The organism is Micrococcus sp. IITD107 (assembly GCF_041927415.1).
Lineage (GTDB): Bacteria > Actinomycetota > Actinomycetes > Actinomycetales > Micrococcaceae > Citricoccus > Citricoccus terreus.
The window spans coordinates 201,006-217,249 of record NZ_JBHFFN010000003.1; the positions used below are offsets into that span (position 1 = coordinate 201,006).

The following is a 16,244-nucleotide window of genomic DNA, read 5'->3' on the forward strand; positions in this document are numbered from 1 at the left end:
GGCCCGCTGAGCTCACCGGAGCATCAGCTTCCCGACGACGGCGGGGCACCTTCCCGGACCATGGTCCAGGAGGGTGCCCCGCCGCTGTCCTGTCCGGGTCAGACCTTGGACTTGCGGAATCCGGCGGCTCTGGCCGCCGCCTCCGATGGGAAGCAGTTCCTCGCGTTGGTCTGGTGGTAGTGACGCTGACCGGGCACGTGATAGATGCCCGAATTGTCATTGCCCTTGATCGGGTGAGAGGCCGGGCACTGTCCACCACTCCCCCGCACCGATCCACCGGCGGGCGCGGGGGCCGGGGCCAGCTGCGGCGCCGCAGTCCGAGTGGGGGCGGGCTGGGGGGCGGGCGCCGGGGCCTGCTGCCGGAGGGGTGCCGGCTTCGGCGCAGGAGCCTGCTGCTGCCGCTGACGGGCCTCCTCGCGCTCCGCGGCACGCCGCTCAGCCTCCCGCTGGGCAGCCGCCTGCCGTTCATCCTCGAGAGCTGCCTGACGACGACGTTCCTCCGCCTGGGCTTCCTCGGCGCGCCGTGCGGCCTCGGCCTGAGCTTCGGCCTGGGCCTTCCGCTCAGCCTCCGCCCTCTTCGCCGCGGCGGCCCGTTCGGCCGCGGCCTTCGCCTCCGCCTCGGCCCGAGCGCGCTCCTCGGCGGCCCTCTTCTCGGCCGCCTTCTGAGCCTGCTGCAGCTCGCTCTGGTAGTCGCGGGCGGACATCAGCGCCGCCGTCACACGGGGCTGGAGCTGTTCGGCGCGCTTGCCGTAGGCGGCGTGCAGATGCGGCATGCCCGCACTGCCGACCAGACCGAGCATCGCGTCCAGCCCCTCGCCCGCGGCGATCACCGGTGCCACAGCCGCCAACGCCGAAGCGATGGCCGCCGGATCGGTGGGGATCTCATCCAGCGGGAGCGCCTCGAGCGGTGCCAGGGCCGGCTCGTCGGCTGGCAGGGTGCAGTCGATCTGGGGATCGAACAGCCCGTGGCCGGCGGCCTCGGCCTCCTGCTGCGCCTGCCAGACCTCGTCGTAGAACTTGCGGTTCGGCTCATACAGCACCGCCACGCCCAGACCCGCGCGCGCCAGGTCGGCGTTGACCAGTGAATCGTCCTCGAACACTCCGGCCAGGGTGCGCCCGTAGCGGTCGGTCCGCTCGATGTCATACTCCAGCTTCACCCGGTCTCCGGGCTCGAGCAGGTCCTTGAGCATCTCCGTGGCCTCGGGGCCCATGCACTGCACCGGCTCCTGCGGGTGCTTGGTCTCCGGGGTGTCCACATTGAGCAGACGCACCGTCTTCTGCTCACCGGCGATCACCCCTTCGAACGTGTCACCGTCCACCACCCGGACCACGGTGGCCCAGGTGTCGTCCTTCGCCCGCTGGCTCTGGTTGACGGCGAAGGCGCCACCGGCACCCAGCACACCGACCACCAGGACCGTTCCGGTGCCGACCTTCCACCACGATGTCTTCTTGACGGCCTCTGCCGCCACCTCTCCCGCAGGACTCAGGATCGAATCCTCACCGGATGCGCTGCTGTTCACGTGTTCCTCATGTCTTCAGTTGTGACGCCCGATGCCCCATTGCGACCGGGCACTCCCATTCTCGCCGAGCAGCGTTGCCCTTCCGCTCTTCCGAGGTCAGATGTCACCGTTGTCCCGAGGTGACACTACGAACTGGTGACGGCGGACCGCTGAGGAGAGGTGGCGCCGAGCGCACGTGAGCGCCAGGTCAGCAGCACCGCCGGAACAGTCAGCAGACCCACGGCCACCCAGAGCGAATGCAGTCCGATCTGCGTGTAGGTCCAGGATCCGGCGAGCGCCCCCAGAGCGATGGCGCCCCACAGCACCAGGAACCTCAGCCAGGCGGTGGGGTGACCGCCGGTCAGGGCCATGGCCAGGTGCTGGCCGGTCTTCACCAGGGTCCCGGTCATGTAGGTCAGCCCGACGGTGACTTCTCCCCCACGGGTGAAGGTGCTGTTCACCGCGCCCATGGCTGCGGCCACGGCCGGCGGGACGGCGGCCTGGGTTCCCGGGACCATCGCCAGCACGGCTGAGAGCACCAGAAGCGCCCACGAGGTCCAGACCGCCAGGGTCCGAGGCGAGTTCTCTCGGCTCAACCCGATCCGACGGTCCTGCAGCTGCAGCGCCAACGAGGAGATGACCACGCCGACCACGAAGAACGCCACCAAGCCCATGGCCTTGGCCCAGCCCCAGGGATCACCCTGCACCAGGTCGGAGCCGGCCCGCGTGGAGTTGCCGGACATGAAGGAGACGAAGTAGCCGCCCAAGTGGATGAAGGCCAGCCCGTCCACGAACCCGGCGGTGGCGGTCAGGCCGGCGGCCAGCAGCGCCTGACGGCGGGACAGTCCATGGGCCACAGGTCCTCCTCGGGCATCGCGACGTGCGGATCAGCAGATCTCGCCCCTCACCTTACGGTCGCCGTCAGGTCAGAATGGACGCATGAGCACGAAGACCACAGCGCAGAAGCTGTTCATCAAGCCCGGCGACACCCTCTTCCTGGCCGGCGGCAACCAGGGCCTGCACGCGCTGCTGGACCCCCTGCCAGAGGGCACCGAGGTGACCGGACAGATCGACCAGGCCTCCGCCGTCGTGCTCTTCGCCCAGGACCAGACCACGCTGGATGGCCTGCTGGACGACTGGCTGGATTCCGGGGCCGGAGCACGGGTGTTCTGGATCGGCTACCCCAAGGGCGGACGTTCGGACCTCAACCGGGACTCGATCTGGAAGGATCTGGAGTCGCGCGGAGGGACGCTCAACGCCAACATCTCCCTGTCCGAGGAGTGGTCCTCGGTCCGCGTCAAGACCGGCTGAGCCCCTTCGATGGGGAGTTCTCCCCATCGTGTCCAGGTGCCCGAACCGCAACGATGGGATCGGGAAGGGGGCCACATGTCCTACGAGGTCACACCCGGAATCATCCACGCAGTCCTGGTCGACGTCGCCGCTGACGGCGAGAGCCTGCGCGGTAGCGCCGAGATGGCCTCGACCGCCGGCGACAATGTCAGCGGCCAGTTCGGCACAGCTGCAGAGGTCTCCTCCGCCTTCTCAGCGTTCTGGGCGTCCCGCAATGACGTCGGCACGAGGATCGCCGCCCTCGTGCTCCGCAAGGCTGGCTGTGTCGCCACCGCAGCGGAAGCCTTCATCGATGCAGACGGCGAGATGACCGACGCCGCATCCACCGCACTGTCCAATCTGCCGGCTGTGAGTGGATCGTGACGACGCTGGCATCTTTCCCTCACATCGAGGTCCCGTGGACGGATCTGGACGAGGCTGCCCACGACATGGCCAGCCACGCCGAGAAGGCCGACGAGTATCTCGGCGATGCACAGATCGCATGGTCCCGGCTGCGGTCGGGGTATCAAGAGGCCCAGACTCAGGCGCAGGTCTACGCCGGTCTGGACGACCTCAGTACCCCTGCCGCAGAGTGGTCCGCAGCCCTGGTGGCCGCCCGAGACGCGCTGGTGGACTTCGCCTTCACAGGCCCCTCGTTGCAGAACGAGTCCGAGGCCCTCACCCAGCTCAAACCGTCTGTGGAGGCTCAGTTGGCGGCAGCCACGGGGTCGGACGACCCCTCCGTCATCGCAGCGGCCGAAGCCGCCGCGGCCGCGTTCAACGGTCGTGCCACGGCCCTCACCACCTCGTGGGACAACTGTGTGGCCGAGACCGCAGCCGCCCTGCAGTCCATCACCGGCGGAGACGGTGCCGACCTGCCCAGCACGGCGGCCCTGGACAGCCTCGCCCAGTCCGGCTGGGCCACCTTCACCTCGGGCCTCAATGAGCGCTTCGGCACCGTCACCCCAGCCCAGCTGTTGGCGTCACTGCGCGGACTGAGCGACGATGAACTGCGCGCCTGGGCCGACGCCAACCCCGAGGCGGCCCAGCTGTTCGCGAACAACGTGCTGATGGGGCCGTTCGACCCCGGTTCCGCCGAAGACATCATGAACAAGGCCATGTCTGGAGACGCTGCTCTCACCGAAGAGGGCATCGCGGGCATCCGGACAGCTTTTGCAGGCCTCCCGGACCACGAGCAGGAACGGCTGCTGCTGCTCTACCCCGGCGTCTTCGGCAATCTCAACGGCATCCCCTTCTCCCAGCGGGTCACCGCCAACACCATCAGCGTGGCCGGCCACCGGGAAACTGTCGCGCAGGCGCGACAGGAGCTTGGATCCGAACCGACTCTGCAGGACTTCTTGGACGAAGCCAGCGGCACCCATCGGGCGGACTACCACCAGGCCTACAACGCATGGCGAGCGGCCCACGCAGCCTGGAGCGCTGAGGATCAACGACTGACCGCCCTGGCCCAAGGCCTGGACTATGCCCTGGACCATGACACTCAGGTGCTCTACGTCTCGCTGGAAGGCGATGGCCGGATCGCCACGATGGTGGGCACTCCCTCGGCGGACACCCAGATCGCCTCGGTCATGGTGCCCGGAACTGGCGCTGATCTGGGCAGCCTCGAGTCCTACACCGACAAGCTCGACGCCGTAGACGGAGCTGAGGGAGATGACCGTATCTCGATCTACTGGCAGGGCACCGATCTGCCCGACGAGATTCCGGACAACCTCACCAGCAGCTACAACGAGCAGGGTGCGCCTCACCTGGCAGCCTTCGACCGCGCACTGGACCTGGAACTGTCCCCGGACGTGCGCTCGACCTACATCGGGTACAGCGCCGGCGGCTCACTGCTGGGTACGGCCGAACGGGAGGGCTTGGACTCGACCAATATCCTGTACGTGGCACCTGCAGGAACGGGGCACAACGTCTCCAGCCCTGGTGACACCGCCAATCCCGACGCCCACCGATACCTGCTGCAGACCCGTGACGATCCGATCGCCTACGCCCAAGGCTTCGGCGGCGGCTACCACGGCGGATCCTTCCTCGAGGGGTCGAACCCGGTCCACCAGATGGGTGCCACGCGGCTGGAGACCGGATTCAAGGACCCCACCGATCCGGCCAGCGTCATGGGCGGCCACACCGACTACTTCATCCCTGGCTCGACCTCGGCGCAGAACATCCAGGGCGTCATCGAAGGGACCCAGGTCTCCGAGTTCGTGCCCTACGAACACCACTATGGCTTCGGCTACAGCTACCTGGAATCACCCCTGGAGACCCGTCCCGAGGACTACACCGACGGACAGCTGCCGACTGTGCCCACGGATACCCTGGAATGAGGACTGCACCTGCCATCGAGGGGCTGAACCCATGACCACCCGACCTCAATGCCGACCGCGCACCCTCGGCGTCGCGATCGCAGCCCTGTTGACCACCACTCTGATCGGAGGCTGCTCCATGGATTCCACCACCGGAGAGACCACCCCGGACGCGGTCTCCACGGCCTCGGACCACCAGCACGCACTCGAGGAGCTGCTCTCGCCCCTGCCGGATCTGGCACCAGAGGGCTCGCAGGTCCAGATCACCCAGTTGCGTGAGACCACATGCCTGCGTCCTGAAGACGAGGCGCCGCAGACCGAGACCTCCTGGGTGGGGGTGGTTTCCGGTGCCGTCCCGTCCGGTGCGGCCGGCTACCAGTCCCAGCTCGTGCAGCAGCTCGAGGAGGCCGGATTCGAGGTCCGCAACACCGTGGCGGGCCCCACCGACGGCGGATCCGGACAGAACGGGGACCTCACCACCACCTACACCCGCCGCGGTGAGCTCTCCGCCGTGGTCACCCACTCGCTCAGCGGCGGCACGGACCAGGTCGAGCTGCTGGCGAAGTCCCCGTGCCAGCCACACCCTGAGGACCATCAGATGCTGCGCTCGGAGCTGGATCCCGAGTACGGCCTGTCCAGCAGCCTCTACCCCGACGGACGGTGAGATGCACAGGACCCCCGGAGCATGCGGCTCCGGGGGTCCTGATGGTCAGGGCGACGCTGCCCTGAGGCGGGTCACTCGCCCGGGACGGTGTCCGGGGTCTGTGCCGAGACGGGGTCCAGACGCACGTCATAGGTGGTCTGCACGCCAGTGCCGGACTCGGCCGGCTGGATGTCCAGCATCAGCTCAGGCTTGACCGCGGTGGCGATGTCGTCGTCGTTGTGCTCGTCACCCGGGAAGTACAGCTGGGCGGTGAGCAGCTCATGGCCCTCGGCCGAGAACTTCAGGTGCAGGTGGGCCGGACGCCAGGCGTGCCAGCCGGCGGCGGCGATCAGCTTGCCGCAGGCGCCGTCCGTGGGGATCTGGTACGGAGCGGGCTGGACGGTGTCGATCTCGAAGTTGCCCTGATCATCCGCGTGGAAGGTGCCGCGCAGGTTCCACTCGGGCAGGTCCGGGGCGAACTGGGAGTAGAAGCCCTCGGCGTCGGCGTGCCACAGCTCGATCTTGGCGTTCGGCAGCGGGGTGCCGTCCGTCGAGGTGATCTGGCCCTTGAACAGCAGCGGGGTGCCCGACTCGTCCTCACGCATGGGGATGGTGCGGTTGTCCTGCGGCTGCGGGGCGTCCGGCACGTAGTACGGTCCCTCGATCGAGCCCTTGTTGCCCTCGCGGTGGCTGGTGGCCACCTCCTCCACGGAGTGCTCCAGCCACACGTCCAGGAACAGCGGCCATTCGCCGTCCTCGCCGACCTGGATCAGCCAGGACTTCAGCGCGTTGTACTCGTCGTAGGTGACCTTCTTCTCCAGGACGATGTCATTGGCGGCCTGGATCAGGGCCGAGGCCAGCTCGTTGACGCGGGCCTGATCGGCCACGGCATGCCCGGTCTTGCCGGACTGGCGGAAGCGGTCGGTGGCGGCTGCGCCGGAAGCGGCGGCTGAGGCCTCGTGCTCGTTGGGGGTCATGGTCAACCTTCCTGGGGTCGGTGTCTGGGTGCGGGTTCCGGTGAGATCCCGGTCACACCCTGCGCTGTGAGCCTAGGGTCACGGGTCAAGAGTGGGTAGGTCGAGTTGCGCGGCCATTGAGACGACCAGCGTCTGGATGGCCCGACGACGGCCCCGCACCTCAGCGATCGGTGCGGTACCGCTCCAGCTTGGCCTCGTTGATCCCGGCACCCACGCCGGGCTCGTGCCGGACGGAGATCCGGCCGTCCTGGATGGTGATCGGCTCGGCCAGCAGGTCATCGGACATGTCCAGGAAGTTGGAGAGCTCTCCCGCCCGGCGCGAGGTGGCCTGGTGCGCCGCGCCGAAGGTGACGGTGGCCAGGGAGCCGACCTGGGTGTCGATCTGGTTGCCCATGGTCACGTCCACACCGAGGCCGGTGCACAGTCCCAGGATCTCAGTGGCCTCGGTGAACCCGGACCGTGCGGTCTTGATGCAGATGGCGTTGCAGCCACCGGAGAGCAGCTCGCGGGAGACGTCTCCGGCCGTGGGCACGGATTCGTCGCCCACCACGGGAATGGGTGAGTGCTCCACCAGGCGGCGCCGGCTCATGGCCTCCTTGGCGTCGCAGGGCTCCTCGAGCAGGCTCAGCCCCAGCCCCTCGGTGCGGCGCAGCACCTCCATGGCCTCATTGGCGGTCCAGCCGCGATTGGCATCCAGGTAGAGCTCCACGTCCTCCCCCAGGCCCTCGCGCAGCACGTGGCAGGCCTCGATGTCCAGGCTCAACGGACAGCGTCCGACCTTGAGCTTGAAGGTGGTGATCCCGTACTCCTGGCCGAAGCGCAGGGCCTCGTCCAGCAGCTCCTGGGCGGGCTTGAACCCGAGCATGTGGCTGACCCGCATGCTGTCCGTCCAACCGCCGAGCATCTTGTGCACCGGGGTGCCCAGCGCCTTGCCGGCGGCGTCCCACAGGGCGATGTCCACGGCGCCCTTGGCCACCTGGTTGTGGATGGTCCGGTGCATCACGGCATGGACCTTCTCCCGGTCGAACACGTCCAGACCCACGATCTGCGGAGCGAAGACCTCCTCGACGATGGTCTTGATCGAGGTCTGGGTCTCACCGTAGGTGTAGGGACGTGGCGGGGCGTCGGCCTCGCCCACCACACCCTCGTCCGTGTGGACCCGGATGAGCACGTGGTCGGCGGTGTGCACCTCGCCCGAGGCGAACTTCAGCGGGTGGTGGTACGGGATGGCGTAGGGGATGGCCTCGATGCGCTGGATCTTCACGGTGTCTCCGGTTGGCTGGATGGATCGGATGGATCGGACAGGTCAGGGGGCCGCCGGCGCGCCCTCCACGGGGGCCAGCGGTGAGGCGAGCAGGTCCTGCCGGACCTGGTCGGCGGCTCGGTGGGCGATCGCCTGGAAGGCAGGGATCAGGGGCGAGGTGGCGCCGGCCTTCCAGGCCAGCGAGAGCCCGACGGCGGGAGCATCGGCGAGCGCTCGATAGGTGACCCGGGCCGCGGTGGCCGGCCGGGCGCCGTCGGGAACCAGGGCCACTCCCATGCCCGAGGCGACGAAGGCCAGCAGCGTGGAGGTCTCCGTGGCCTCCTGCACGATCCGGGGACGGAACCCGGCCCGGCGGCAGGCCTCCCAGACGATGGAGGAGACTGCGGACTGGCGCGGGTAGCCGACCAGGTCCTCACCGGCTAGGCGCTCCAGCTCCACGGGCCCGGACTCGGCGGCCAACGGGTGCGCGTTGGGGATGGCCACCAGCAGCCGGTCCTCGGCCACCTCGTCCAAGGCCAGCTCGGTGGACTCCACGGGAGGACGCAGCACGGCCACGTCCAAGCGGTTCTCCAGCAGCGCCTGCTCCATCTTGGGGGTGAGCAGCTCGCCGATCACGTGCAGGCGCACGCCGGGCAGCTCGGTGCGGGCCAGACGGACGATCGAGGGCATCAGGCGGTAGGTGGCTGAGCCGGCGAATCCTACGCGGAGCACGCCCGCGGCGCCCTGGCCGACCTCGCGGACATCGGCGACCAGGTCCTCGGCATCGGCCAGCAGCTGCCGGGCCCGGTCCAGCAGCAGACGCCCGGCGTCGGTGAGATCCACCTTGCGGGTGGTGCGCTCCAACAGCTGGACGCCCAGCTCGGCCTCGATCTGCTTGATCTGCTGGGACAGCGGGGGCTGGGCCATGTGAAGGCGCTCAGCGGCGCGGCCGAAGTGACGCTCCTCGGCCACGGCCACGAAGTAGCGCAGCTGACGCAGGTCCATGGCTCCTCCTTCGGCGTCCGATCCGGTGGCCCGGCGTGTGCTGGACCTCACGTCAGAGCGTAGGTCCGCACACCGGGCGGGGTGAAAGACCCATCCAGGCCGGTTTGAGACGCTCGACCTCTCAATGCGTGGTGAATGTGTACTTCTGAATCTTGACCAGGCATCCTACGGTGAATCCCATCACCTGGACGCGTGAGGTGGTCCACACGCAACGCTTGCCCGCATGACGAACGCTGTGCCGCCCCACACGCCGGGTCCCATCGCTTCTACACACCGAGGTCCTCATGTCCGCACCACAGAACCCCTCCGCGGCGGCCGCTGAACGCAGCCCACGCGACACTGCCCCTGCCGCGCACGCCCCGGATGCCCGGCAGGCAGTCGCTGACGATGCGGCCGCCACCGCCGCCCAGGCCGACTCCCTGGACGCCGGCGGCAAGCGCAACTGGTGGCTGCTGGCCCTGGGGCCGGTGGCCGGCCTGGTGCTGGCACTGGTGTTGCCGGCGTCGTTGTCCTTCGAGGGCCGGGCCGTGGCCGGCTGTGCCCTGTGGATGGCGATCTGGTGGATGACCGAGGCCGCGCCGATCCCGGTCACCTCCCTGCTGCCGCTGGTGCTGTTCCCGCTGTTCGGCATGGCGCCGATGAAGGAGGTGGCCGCACCGTACGCCGACTCCGTGGTGTTCCTGGTGATGGGCGGCGTGATCCTGGGCCTGGCCACCGAGAAGTCCAACCTGCACCTGCGCGTGGCGCTGCTGACCATCCGCACGATCGGCACCAAGCCGGCGCAGATCGTGCTGGGCCTGATGGTGGCCTCGGCGTTCATCTCCGCGTGGGTCTCCAACACCGCCACCGCCGTGATCATGGTGCCGATCGCCGTGTCCATCCTGACCCTGGTCCGCCGCGTGCACCCTGCCGCGGCCGGCCCCAAGTTCGCCGCCTCCATGCTGCTGGGCGTGGCCTACGGCGTGACCATCGGCTCCACCGCCACCCTGATCGGCCAGCCGCCGATGGCCCTGATGAAGGCCTACCTGGGTGAGTCCCAGGGCTTCGACATGGAGTTCGGCCAGTGGATGCTGGTGGGCGTGCCGTGGGCTGTGGTGATGCTGTTCGTGGCCTGGCTGGTGCTGACCAAGCTGGTGTTCCGCCCCGAGGCCAAGGTGATCCCCGGCGGCGCTGAGATGATCCGTGACGAGCTGGCCCAGATGGGCCGGATGACCACCCCGGAGCGCCGGGTGGGCCTGATCTTCCTGGTGGCCATCTTCTTCTGGGTGTTCGTGCCGTTCATCGCCGACATCCCCGCCGTGGCCGCGGCCATGCCGTGGCTGGGCTCGATCTCCGACACCCAGGTGGCCATGGCCGCTGCGATCGCCTGCTTCCTGGTCCCGGCCCAGAAGCGCTCGGTGGACGCCAACGGCACCCCGCTGCTGCGCTGGTCCGCCTCCAAGGAGATCCCGTGGGGCCTGCTGCTGCTCTTCGGTGGCGGCCTGTCCCTCTCGGCGATGTTCTCCGCCACGGGCCTGTCCCAGTGGATCGGCGAGCAGGTGGGCGGGCTGTCCGGCGTGCCCAGCTGGGTCATCATCCTGGTGGTCATCATCGTGGGTCTGGGCCTGACCGAGCTGACCTCCAACACCGCCACCGCCGCCGCGTTCTTCCCGATCTTCGGTGCCGTGGCCGTGGGCCTGGGCATCAGCCCGCTGCTGATGACCATCGCCGTCACGCTGGCCGTCTGCTCGGCCTACATGTTGCCGGTGGCCACGCCGTCCAACGCCGTGGCGTTCGGCTCCGGTGAGGTCTCGATCAAGCAGATGGTCCGCGCCGGCGTCTGGCTGAACGTGATCTCACTGGGCCTGGTCATGCTGGTCATGTACACGCTGGTGCCGCTGGTGTTCGGCGTGAGCCTGTAAGGACGGCACCTCGCCGCCTCACCTTCCCGGCGACCCTGCCGAGCGGCCTCTGACTCGCCCTGACCGGGTGACTCAGGGGGCCGTCGTCGTGGTGGAGGCAGACGAGGTCTGCCCCTCGGTGTCCGGCTCGGGGCAGAGCAGCGGCCCGGCGGTGGTGTCCACGGCGTCCTCGGCCACCAGCTGCTGGTAGCGCACGCCCAGCACGAGGTCCACGGAGTCATCCTCACGGTCATCGGGCTGGAACTGGGTGCCCTCGATCATTCGCTGCACGGCCAAGGCGGTGTCCTGTCCCTCGGGGCCGGCCGTGACCACCCCCACGCGCTGCTGGTTCCCCAGGCGCTTGTTGCCCACGGTGCCGATGGTGAACCCCCTGGCCTCGAGGTCGTTGGCCACCTCACCGGCGAGCCCGCCGATCGAGGTGCCGTTGTACACGTGCACCGTGGAGGCCTGGCTGAAGGAGACCGGATCCACGGGGCAGGACAGCGGGGCCGGCGGGGGCGCCGCCTCCCAGCCGGGGATCTCCCAGTTCCCCCGCAGCACCTGCCAGGCGGCCAGCAGCACGCCCACCAGCAGCAGCACCAGGACCACGATCACCGCCGTGTGCCGCCGCCGGCGCCGGCGGCGCAGCTGGACGGCCGCACGTGGATCCTCCTGCTCGAAGTAGCGGCCCAGGTCCTCTTCGGTGAAGATCCGCTGTCCGTGCCACTCCTTGTGCGGGTCCGGATCCTCCGGCGCGCCGGAGGACGGCATGGGTGGGGTGGACACCGGCTGATTCTCCTTCGGATGCGGTCGGGAGCCTACCCGCACAGACTATCCCGACTATGAGTCACGTCTCATCTGCAGATTTCGGCGCCCGGAGCCTCACCTGGCTGCGGGTGGCAGGCTGGTGCCATGCGCACTCTTCCCCCGGTCGGCCTCCTGCTGGATGTGGACGGCCCCCTCGCCTCCCCGCAGACCCGCACCGTCCCGGACGGCATCCTGCACACCCTGGTGGAGCTGACCGACCGCGGCATCCCCGTGGTGTTCAACACCGGCCGTTCCGCCCAGTTCGTGCTCCACCAGCTCCTGGCTCCCCTGCGCGAGGCAGGCCTGTCCCCCACCGCCCGCGTGCACGCCGTCTGCGAGAAGGGAGCCGTCTGGTTCTCCGCGGCGCATCTTCCGGACGGCCCGCTTCCAGAGGTCACCCCGGCGGGGCCGGTCCCGGAGTGGATCCGTCCCGACGACGGCATGCGAGCCCCAGCCGACCTCGCCGAGCGCTTGGCTCAGCAGATCCGCGAGACGCACGGCGAGAGCATGTTCTTCGACGACACCAAGCTGGCCATGGTCAGCGCAGAGATGACCGTGGGACTGGCGCTGGAGGACTACCGTCCGGCGCAGGCCGAGTTCGAGGAGTTCGCCCAGGCGGCGCTGGCGCAGACCGGGCTGTCCACCGCGTTCCAGGTGGACTCCACGATCATCTCCTCGGACATCGAACACGTCCGCAGCGGCAAGGACCTGGGCGCCGAGCGGGCCTGGGAGCTGCTCTCGGCCGACGGGGAAATGCCGGTCCGCTGGATCACCTGCGGGGACTCGCGCACGGACTATGCCATGGCCGAGTGGCTGCACGCGAGAGGTGCCTCCGTGACCCATGTGGACGTCCGGCCCGGGGACGGTGTGCCGGAGACCGCCTACCCGGTGCTCACGCCGGCGGACCTGGCGACCGAGGGGTTCGGCCGTGAGGACGCGATCCATGAGGAGGCCGGTCAGGCGCTGCTGGAGCAGACATTCTCCCGGATCACCGGCTCGATGACCAGAAGATGACGACGTGACGTCACGGGGCGTCGCGCGAGGCAACCCGCGCTGGGAGGGGGTGCCGTCGTCGTTCACTGGTGTCCATGACCTCTGACACCGCAACCCTCACTGCCCCAGCGGACACCGCCGAGCTGGAGATCCCTGTGCTCTCGCTGGCCCGGATGCGCCGTGAGGATGGGTCCTTCGACCCGGAGTTCCTGGATGAGCTGCGCCACGCGGCACACCACGTGGGGTTCTTCCAGATCGTGGACTACGGGGCCGCCGAGGGCCAGGTCGATGAGCTGTTCCAGGTCAGTGCGGACTTCTTCGCCCGGCCGGAGCAGGAGAAGCTGGCGCTGCACAACCAGAACTCACCGCACTACCGCGGGTACTCCAGCGTGGGCGCCGAGCGGACCCAGGGCCGTCCGGACTCACGGGAGCAAATCGACTTCTCCCCCGAGCGCGCGCCGGTGCCGGCCGAGCAGATCCAGCCCGGTGAGCACTACTGGGTGCTGCAGGGCCCCAACCAGTGGCCGGCGGACCTGCCCCAGCTGGAGCGCACCGCCATGGAGTGGACCGCACTGATGGACCGCGTGGGCGAGGACCTGCTGAAGGCGCTGTCCGTGGCGATCGGGCTGGACGAGGACCACTTCGCCGAGGCGTTCACCGGCGACCGTGCCTGGATGGCCAAGCTGGCGCACTATGTGGGCGGGGTGAAGGAGGCCGGCACGCAGGGCGTGGGGCTGCACGCCGACTACGGGTTCATCACCCTGCTGCTGCAGGACCAGGTCGGCGGGTTGGAGGTGCGCCCGTACGGCCAGGACGAGTGGCTGCCGGTGGAGCCGATCCACGGGGCGCTGGTGGTGAACCTGGGCGAGATGCTCGAGGTCGCCACGAACGGCTACCTGATGGCCACCATCCACCGGGTGATCGCCCCGGACCAGGATGTGGACCGGTACGCGGTGCCGTTCTTCTACTCCCCGCGCCTGGACGCCGTGATCGAGCCCGTGGAGCTGCCGGCCGAGCTGGCCGCTGCCGCACGCGGGGCCTCGGACGACCCGGAGAACCCCATGCTCTCCTCGTTCGGGGCGAACATGCTCAAGGGCTTCGCCCGGGCTCACCCGAAGGTCACCGAGAAGTTCCACCCGCAGCTGCTGGCTCGCTGAGCGGCCCCTGCCGCCGTTCTGCACCCCCGCCCCGGAAACGCCGCCCCCTATGGGAGGGTGGGCTTCCGGGGCAGGGGTGCTGATCGAGTGAGAGCCCTGCGCCCAACTCCTCCACAGGGGACCGCGTGCATCCCAACGCCCACAACCTGCCGCCGGATCAGCCCGGGGCGCGGCCACCGTGATCACCATGAGTCATGACCCTCACGCACCCGGCCGCAGCCACCACCGCTGCTCCTTCGCTACTGCTCACCCAGTCCGTCACGGGGGACGAACGACCCGCTGAAGCCATCCGCGTTCGCTGGCGTCGCGGAGAACTGGTCCGTCTCCATCGCGGCGTCTATGCGCACGCCGAGTCCTGGATCGACGCTCCACCGTGGGTGCGTCATGCGGCTGCCGTGGCGGCCCGTGCGGCGGCGCACCCGCCATCCGTCTTCTGCCGCGAGACCGCGCTCCACCTCCACGGCGTTCAGCAGATCTGGGCTGCCGACCGCGTCCAGGTGCGCACTGGCACCCGTGGCCGTGCAGGGCGCCGACAGCGGCTGAGTGCCTGGCCGAGCTCGGCCGTGATGCAGGAGCATCTACGCCAGCTCCAGAATCGTCAGCCAGCCAGGGCGGGTCGGCCCCTCACCTCCCTGCCCGCGGTGCCTCTGCTGGAGTACGTCCTGGCGTACTCCGCGTGGTCCGGCGGATCCCCAGAGTCGACCGACGCCGCGCGACTGGGTGAGGGCTGGCCTGCGCTCGTCCGCGCATCCGGTGGCGGACCTCTCCACCGTCTGGATCACCAGGTGAAGACCGACCCCCTGGCCCTGGCGGTCGCCGATGTGATCTGCCGTGTCCCGCTGGAGCAGGCCCTGGCCGTGGTGGACAGCGTGCTCAGCGGCCGCACCGCAGGCGGTCGGCGGCTGACCGTGGCCGAGATCCACCACTGGGTGGACCTGATTCCGGTCCGCCGCAAGCGTGAGCGGGCCCAGCTGGCCCTGGAGCTCGGTGATGCAGGTGCCGAATCACCGGGCGAGTCCGCCTCACGCGCTCAGATCTGGGAGGCCGGGCTCCAGCTGCCGCAGCTGCAGACCGAGCACCGCCTAGAGGACGGCAGGATCGTCCGCCCGGACATGGAGTGGCGGGATGTCGGGGTGATCGGCGAGTTCGACGGGATCATCAAGTACAGCCGGGCGGCGGCGCTGTCCGGGCAGTCCGCCGACCAGGTGGTCGTCCAGGAGAAGCGGCGCGAGGAGGCGTTGAACCGCTCAGGTCGCCGCGTCGTCCGTTGGACCTGGGCCGACCTCAAGGTGCCCGGCCGGGTGCCGCAGTGGCTGGCGGACGCCGGAGTCCCCCGCCGGCAGCCCTGAGCGCCGTTCCACACCCCCGCACCGGAAACTCCCCGCCACGCAGGGAGAGGAGTTTCCGGTGCGGGGGTGTGTTTCCGTCAGCTGCGGCCCGAGGGTGGGCTTGCGTCCGGTCAGGCCGCGTCCGGGCCGAACCCGCGCAGCTGACCGTCCGGGGTGGCCAGCTTGGCCACGAGCGAGCAGTCACGGTCACCCAGGCCCTGGGCCATCAGCTCCTGCAGCTGCTCGAACACCATCCGCGCTGCGGGCAGATGCACGCCGGTCTGCTCCCCTGCCGCCAGCGCCAGCCCCACATCCTTCGCGGCCAGCTCCGCGGAGAAGGTGGCCGTGAAGTTCTGGTTCGCGGCCGCCGTCGGGATGATGTCCGAGACCGGATACCAGGTCTGCTGGGACCAGGACCGGCCGGAGGAGACCGAGACGATCTCCCAGAAGACCTGGGGGTCCAGTCCGAGCTGCTCGGCGAGCTGGCTGCCCTCGGCGTTGGCCATCAGGTGGATGAACAGCATCATGTTGTTGCAGATCTTGGCCGCGATGCCGGAGGTGGGGCCGCCGGCGGCGATGACACTGCCGGACATCGGCTCCACCAGGGCGCTCGCCCGCTCCACGGCGGACGGCTCCCCGCCGATCATGAAACAGAGGGTGGCCTCGGCCGCGCCGGAGATCCCGCCCGAGACCGGGGTGTCCGCGAAGACGAAGCCACGTTCGGCAGACTGCTCGTGGCACCAGCGACTCGTCTCCACGTCCACGGTGGAGGAGTCGCAGAGCAGTGCGTCCTGGCGGGCGTGGGCCCAGATCCCGTCCGGTCCGTCGAACACCGAACGGACATGGTCCCCCTTGGGGAGCATGGCGAAGACGGCATCGGCATCCTTGACGGCATCGGCCACGGAGTCGGCGATCCGCACGCCGGCGTCCTTCGCGGCGGCGCAGGCGGACTCGTTCAGGTCCACTCCGGACACCTGGTGCCCTGCCTTGACGAGGTTGGCGGCCATCGGTCCGCCCATGTTCCCCAGTCCGATCCATGCGTAGTGCGTCATCGCAGCTCCCGTT

15 protein-coding genes are annotated in these 16,244 nt (G+C 69.3%); 8 read left to right on the forward strand and 7 right to left on the reverse strand.

Annotated features, from left to right (window positions below):
- Positions 1-98: 98 nt before the first annotated feature.
- Together ACEXHE_RS07910 and ACEXHE_RS07915 are read right to left on the reverse strand one after the other, a co-directional pair.
- Positions 99-1,520: a thermonuclease family protein gene (locus ACEXHE_RS07910; RefSeq protein ID WP_374785380.1), complete on the reverse strand. Its 1,422-nt coding sequence runs from the start codon at positions 1,518-1,520 to the stop codon at positions 99-101.
- A 125-nt stretch (positions 1,521-1,645) separates the two neighbouring features.
- Complete coding sequence (locus ACEXHE_RS07915) at positions 1,646-2,356, reverse strand: YoaK family protein (protein ID WP_277245071.1); 711 nt, start codon at positions 2,354-2,356, stop codon at positions 1,646-1,648.
- A gap of 82 nt (positions 2,357-2,438) precedes the next feature.
- Between ACEXHE_RS07915 and ACEXHE_RS07920 the strand changes: the two genes are divergently transcribed.
- From ACEXHE_RS07920 to ACEXHE_RS07935, 4 genes are all read left to right on the forward strand, one after another.
- Positions 2,439-2,810 (forward strand): hypothetical protein, encoded by a 372-nt coding sequence (locus ACEXHE_RS07920; protein WP_091697672.1) that lies wholly within the window; start codon positions 2,439-2,441, stop codon positions 2,808-2,810.
- Positions 2,811-2,885: 75 nt separating this feature from the next.
- The gene (locus ACEXHE_RS07925) at positions 2,886-3,212 is read left to right on the forward strand and encodes a hypothetical protein (RefSeq protein ID WP_374785381.1); all 327 of its coding nucleotides are present in this window, start codon (positions 2,886-2,888) and stop codon (positions 3,210-3,212) included.
- Complete coding sequence (locus ACEXHE_RS07930) at positions 3,209-5,167, forward strand: alpha/beta hydrolase (RefSeq protein WP_374785382.1); 1,959 nt, start codon at positions 3,209-3,211, stop codon at positions 5,165-5,167. The genes ACEXHE_RS07925 and ACEXHE_RS07930 overlap by 4 nt, the downstream gene beginning before the upstream one ends.
- Positions 5,168-5,285: 118 nt before the next feature.
- On the forward strand, positions 5,286-5,810 hold the full coding sequence (locus ACEXHE_RS07935) for a hypothetical protein (RefSeq protein WP_374785383.1): 525 nt from the start codon (positions 5,286-5,288) through the stop codon (positions 5,808-5,810).
- A 71-nt stretch (positions 5,811-5,881) separates the two neighbouring features.
- On the opposite strand, the gene catA is transcribed toward ACEXHE_RS07935, so the two are convergent.
- The 3 genes from catA to ACEXHE_RS07950 all read right to left on the reverse strand — a co-directional run bounded on the left by catA (position 5,882) and on the right by ACEXHE_RS07950 (position 9,065).
- Positions 5,882-6,766, reverse strand: coding sequence for a catechol 1,2-dioxygenase (gene catA / locus ACEXHE_RS07940; protein WP_336704589.1), 885 nt, complete (start codon positions 6,764-6,766; stop codon positions 5,882-5,884).
- 160 nt (positions 6,767-6,926) lie between these two features.
- A complete protein-coding gene (locus ACEXHE_RS07945; protein WP_374785384.1) occupies positions 6,927-8,030 on the reverse strand; it encodes an enolase C-terminal domain-like protein in 1,104 nt (367 codons plus the stop codon).
- A 42-nt stretch (positions 8,031-8,072) separates the two neighbouring features.
- Positions 8,073-9,065: a LysR substrate-binding domain-containing protein gene (locus ACEXHE_RS07950; RefSeq protein WP_374785385.1), complete on the reverse strand. Its 993-nt coding sequence runs from the start codon at positions 9,063-9,065 to the stop codon at positions 8,073-8,075.
- 233 nt (positions 9,066-9,298) lie between these two features.
- On the opposite strand from ACEXHE_RS07950, the gene ACEXHE_RS07955 reads away from it, so the two are divergent.
- Positions 9,299-10,915: an SLC13 family permease gene (locus ACEXHE_RS07955; RefSeq protein ID WP_374785386.1), complete on the forward strand. Its 1,617-nt coding sequence runs from the start codon at positions 9,299-9,301 to the stop codon at positions 10,913-10,915.
- Positions 10,916-10,987: 72 nt separating this feature from the next.
- Here ACEXHE_RS07955 and ACEXHE_RS07960 read toward each other — a convergent pair whose 3' ends face one another.
- Positions 10,988-11,680, reverse strand: a complete 693-nt coding sequence (locus tag ACEXHE_RS07960) for a LytR C-terminal domain-containing protein (RefSeq protein WP_374785387.1) — start codon at positions 11,678-11,680, stop codon at positions 10,988-10,990.
- Between the two features lie 126 nt (positions 11,681-11,806).
- Here ACEXHE_RS07960 and ACEXHE_RS07965 point away from each other — a divergent pair, with 126 nt between their 5' ends.
- The 3 genes from ACEXHE_RS07965 (at position 11,807) to ACEXHE_RS07975 (ending at position 15,200) form a co-directional block, all read left to right on the forward strand.
- Positions 11,807-12,715 (forward strand): haloacid dehalogenase, encoded by a 909-nt coding sequence (locus ACEXHE_RS07965; RefSeq protein ID WP_374785388.1) that lies wholly within the window; start codon positions 11,807-11,809, stop codon positions 12,713-12,715.
- Between the two features lie 74 nt (positions 12,716-12,789).
- Positions 12,790-13,851 carry an isopenicillin N synthase family dioxygenase gene (locus ACEXHE_RS07970; RefSeq protein ID WP_374785389.1) on the forward strand — a complete coding sequence of 354 codons (1,062 nt, stop codon included), beginning with the start codon at positions 12,790-12,792 and terminating at the stop codon, positions 13,849-13,851.
- Positions 13,852-14,045: 194 nt separating this feature from the next.
- Positions 14,046-15,200 (forward strand): hypothetical protein, encoded by a 1,155-nt coding sequence (locus ACEXHE_RS07975; RefSeq protein WP_374785390.1) that lies wholly within the window; start codon positions 14,046-14,048, stop codon positions 15,198-15,200.
- Between the two features lie 110 nt (positions 15,201-15,310).
- Here the strand turns inward: ACEXHE_RS07975 and mmsB are convergent, their stop codons facing one another.
- Positions 15,311-16,231, reverse strand: a complete 921-nt coding sequence (gene mmsB, locus ACEXHE_RS07980; RefSeq protein WP_374785391.1) for a 3-hydroxyisobutyrate dehydrogenase — start codon at positions 16,229-16,231, stop codon at positions 15,311-15,313.
- Positions 16,232-16,244 lie beyond the last annotated feature (13 nt).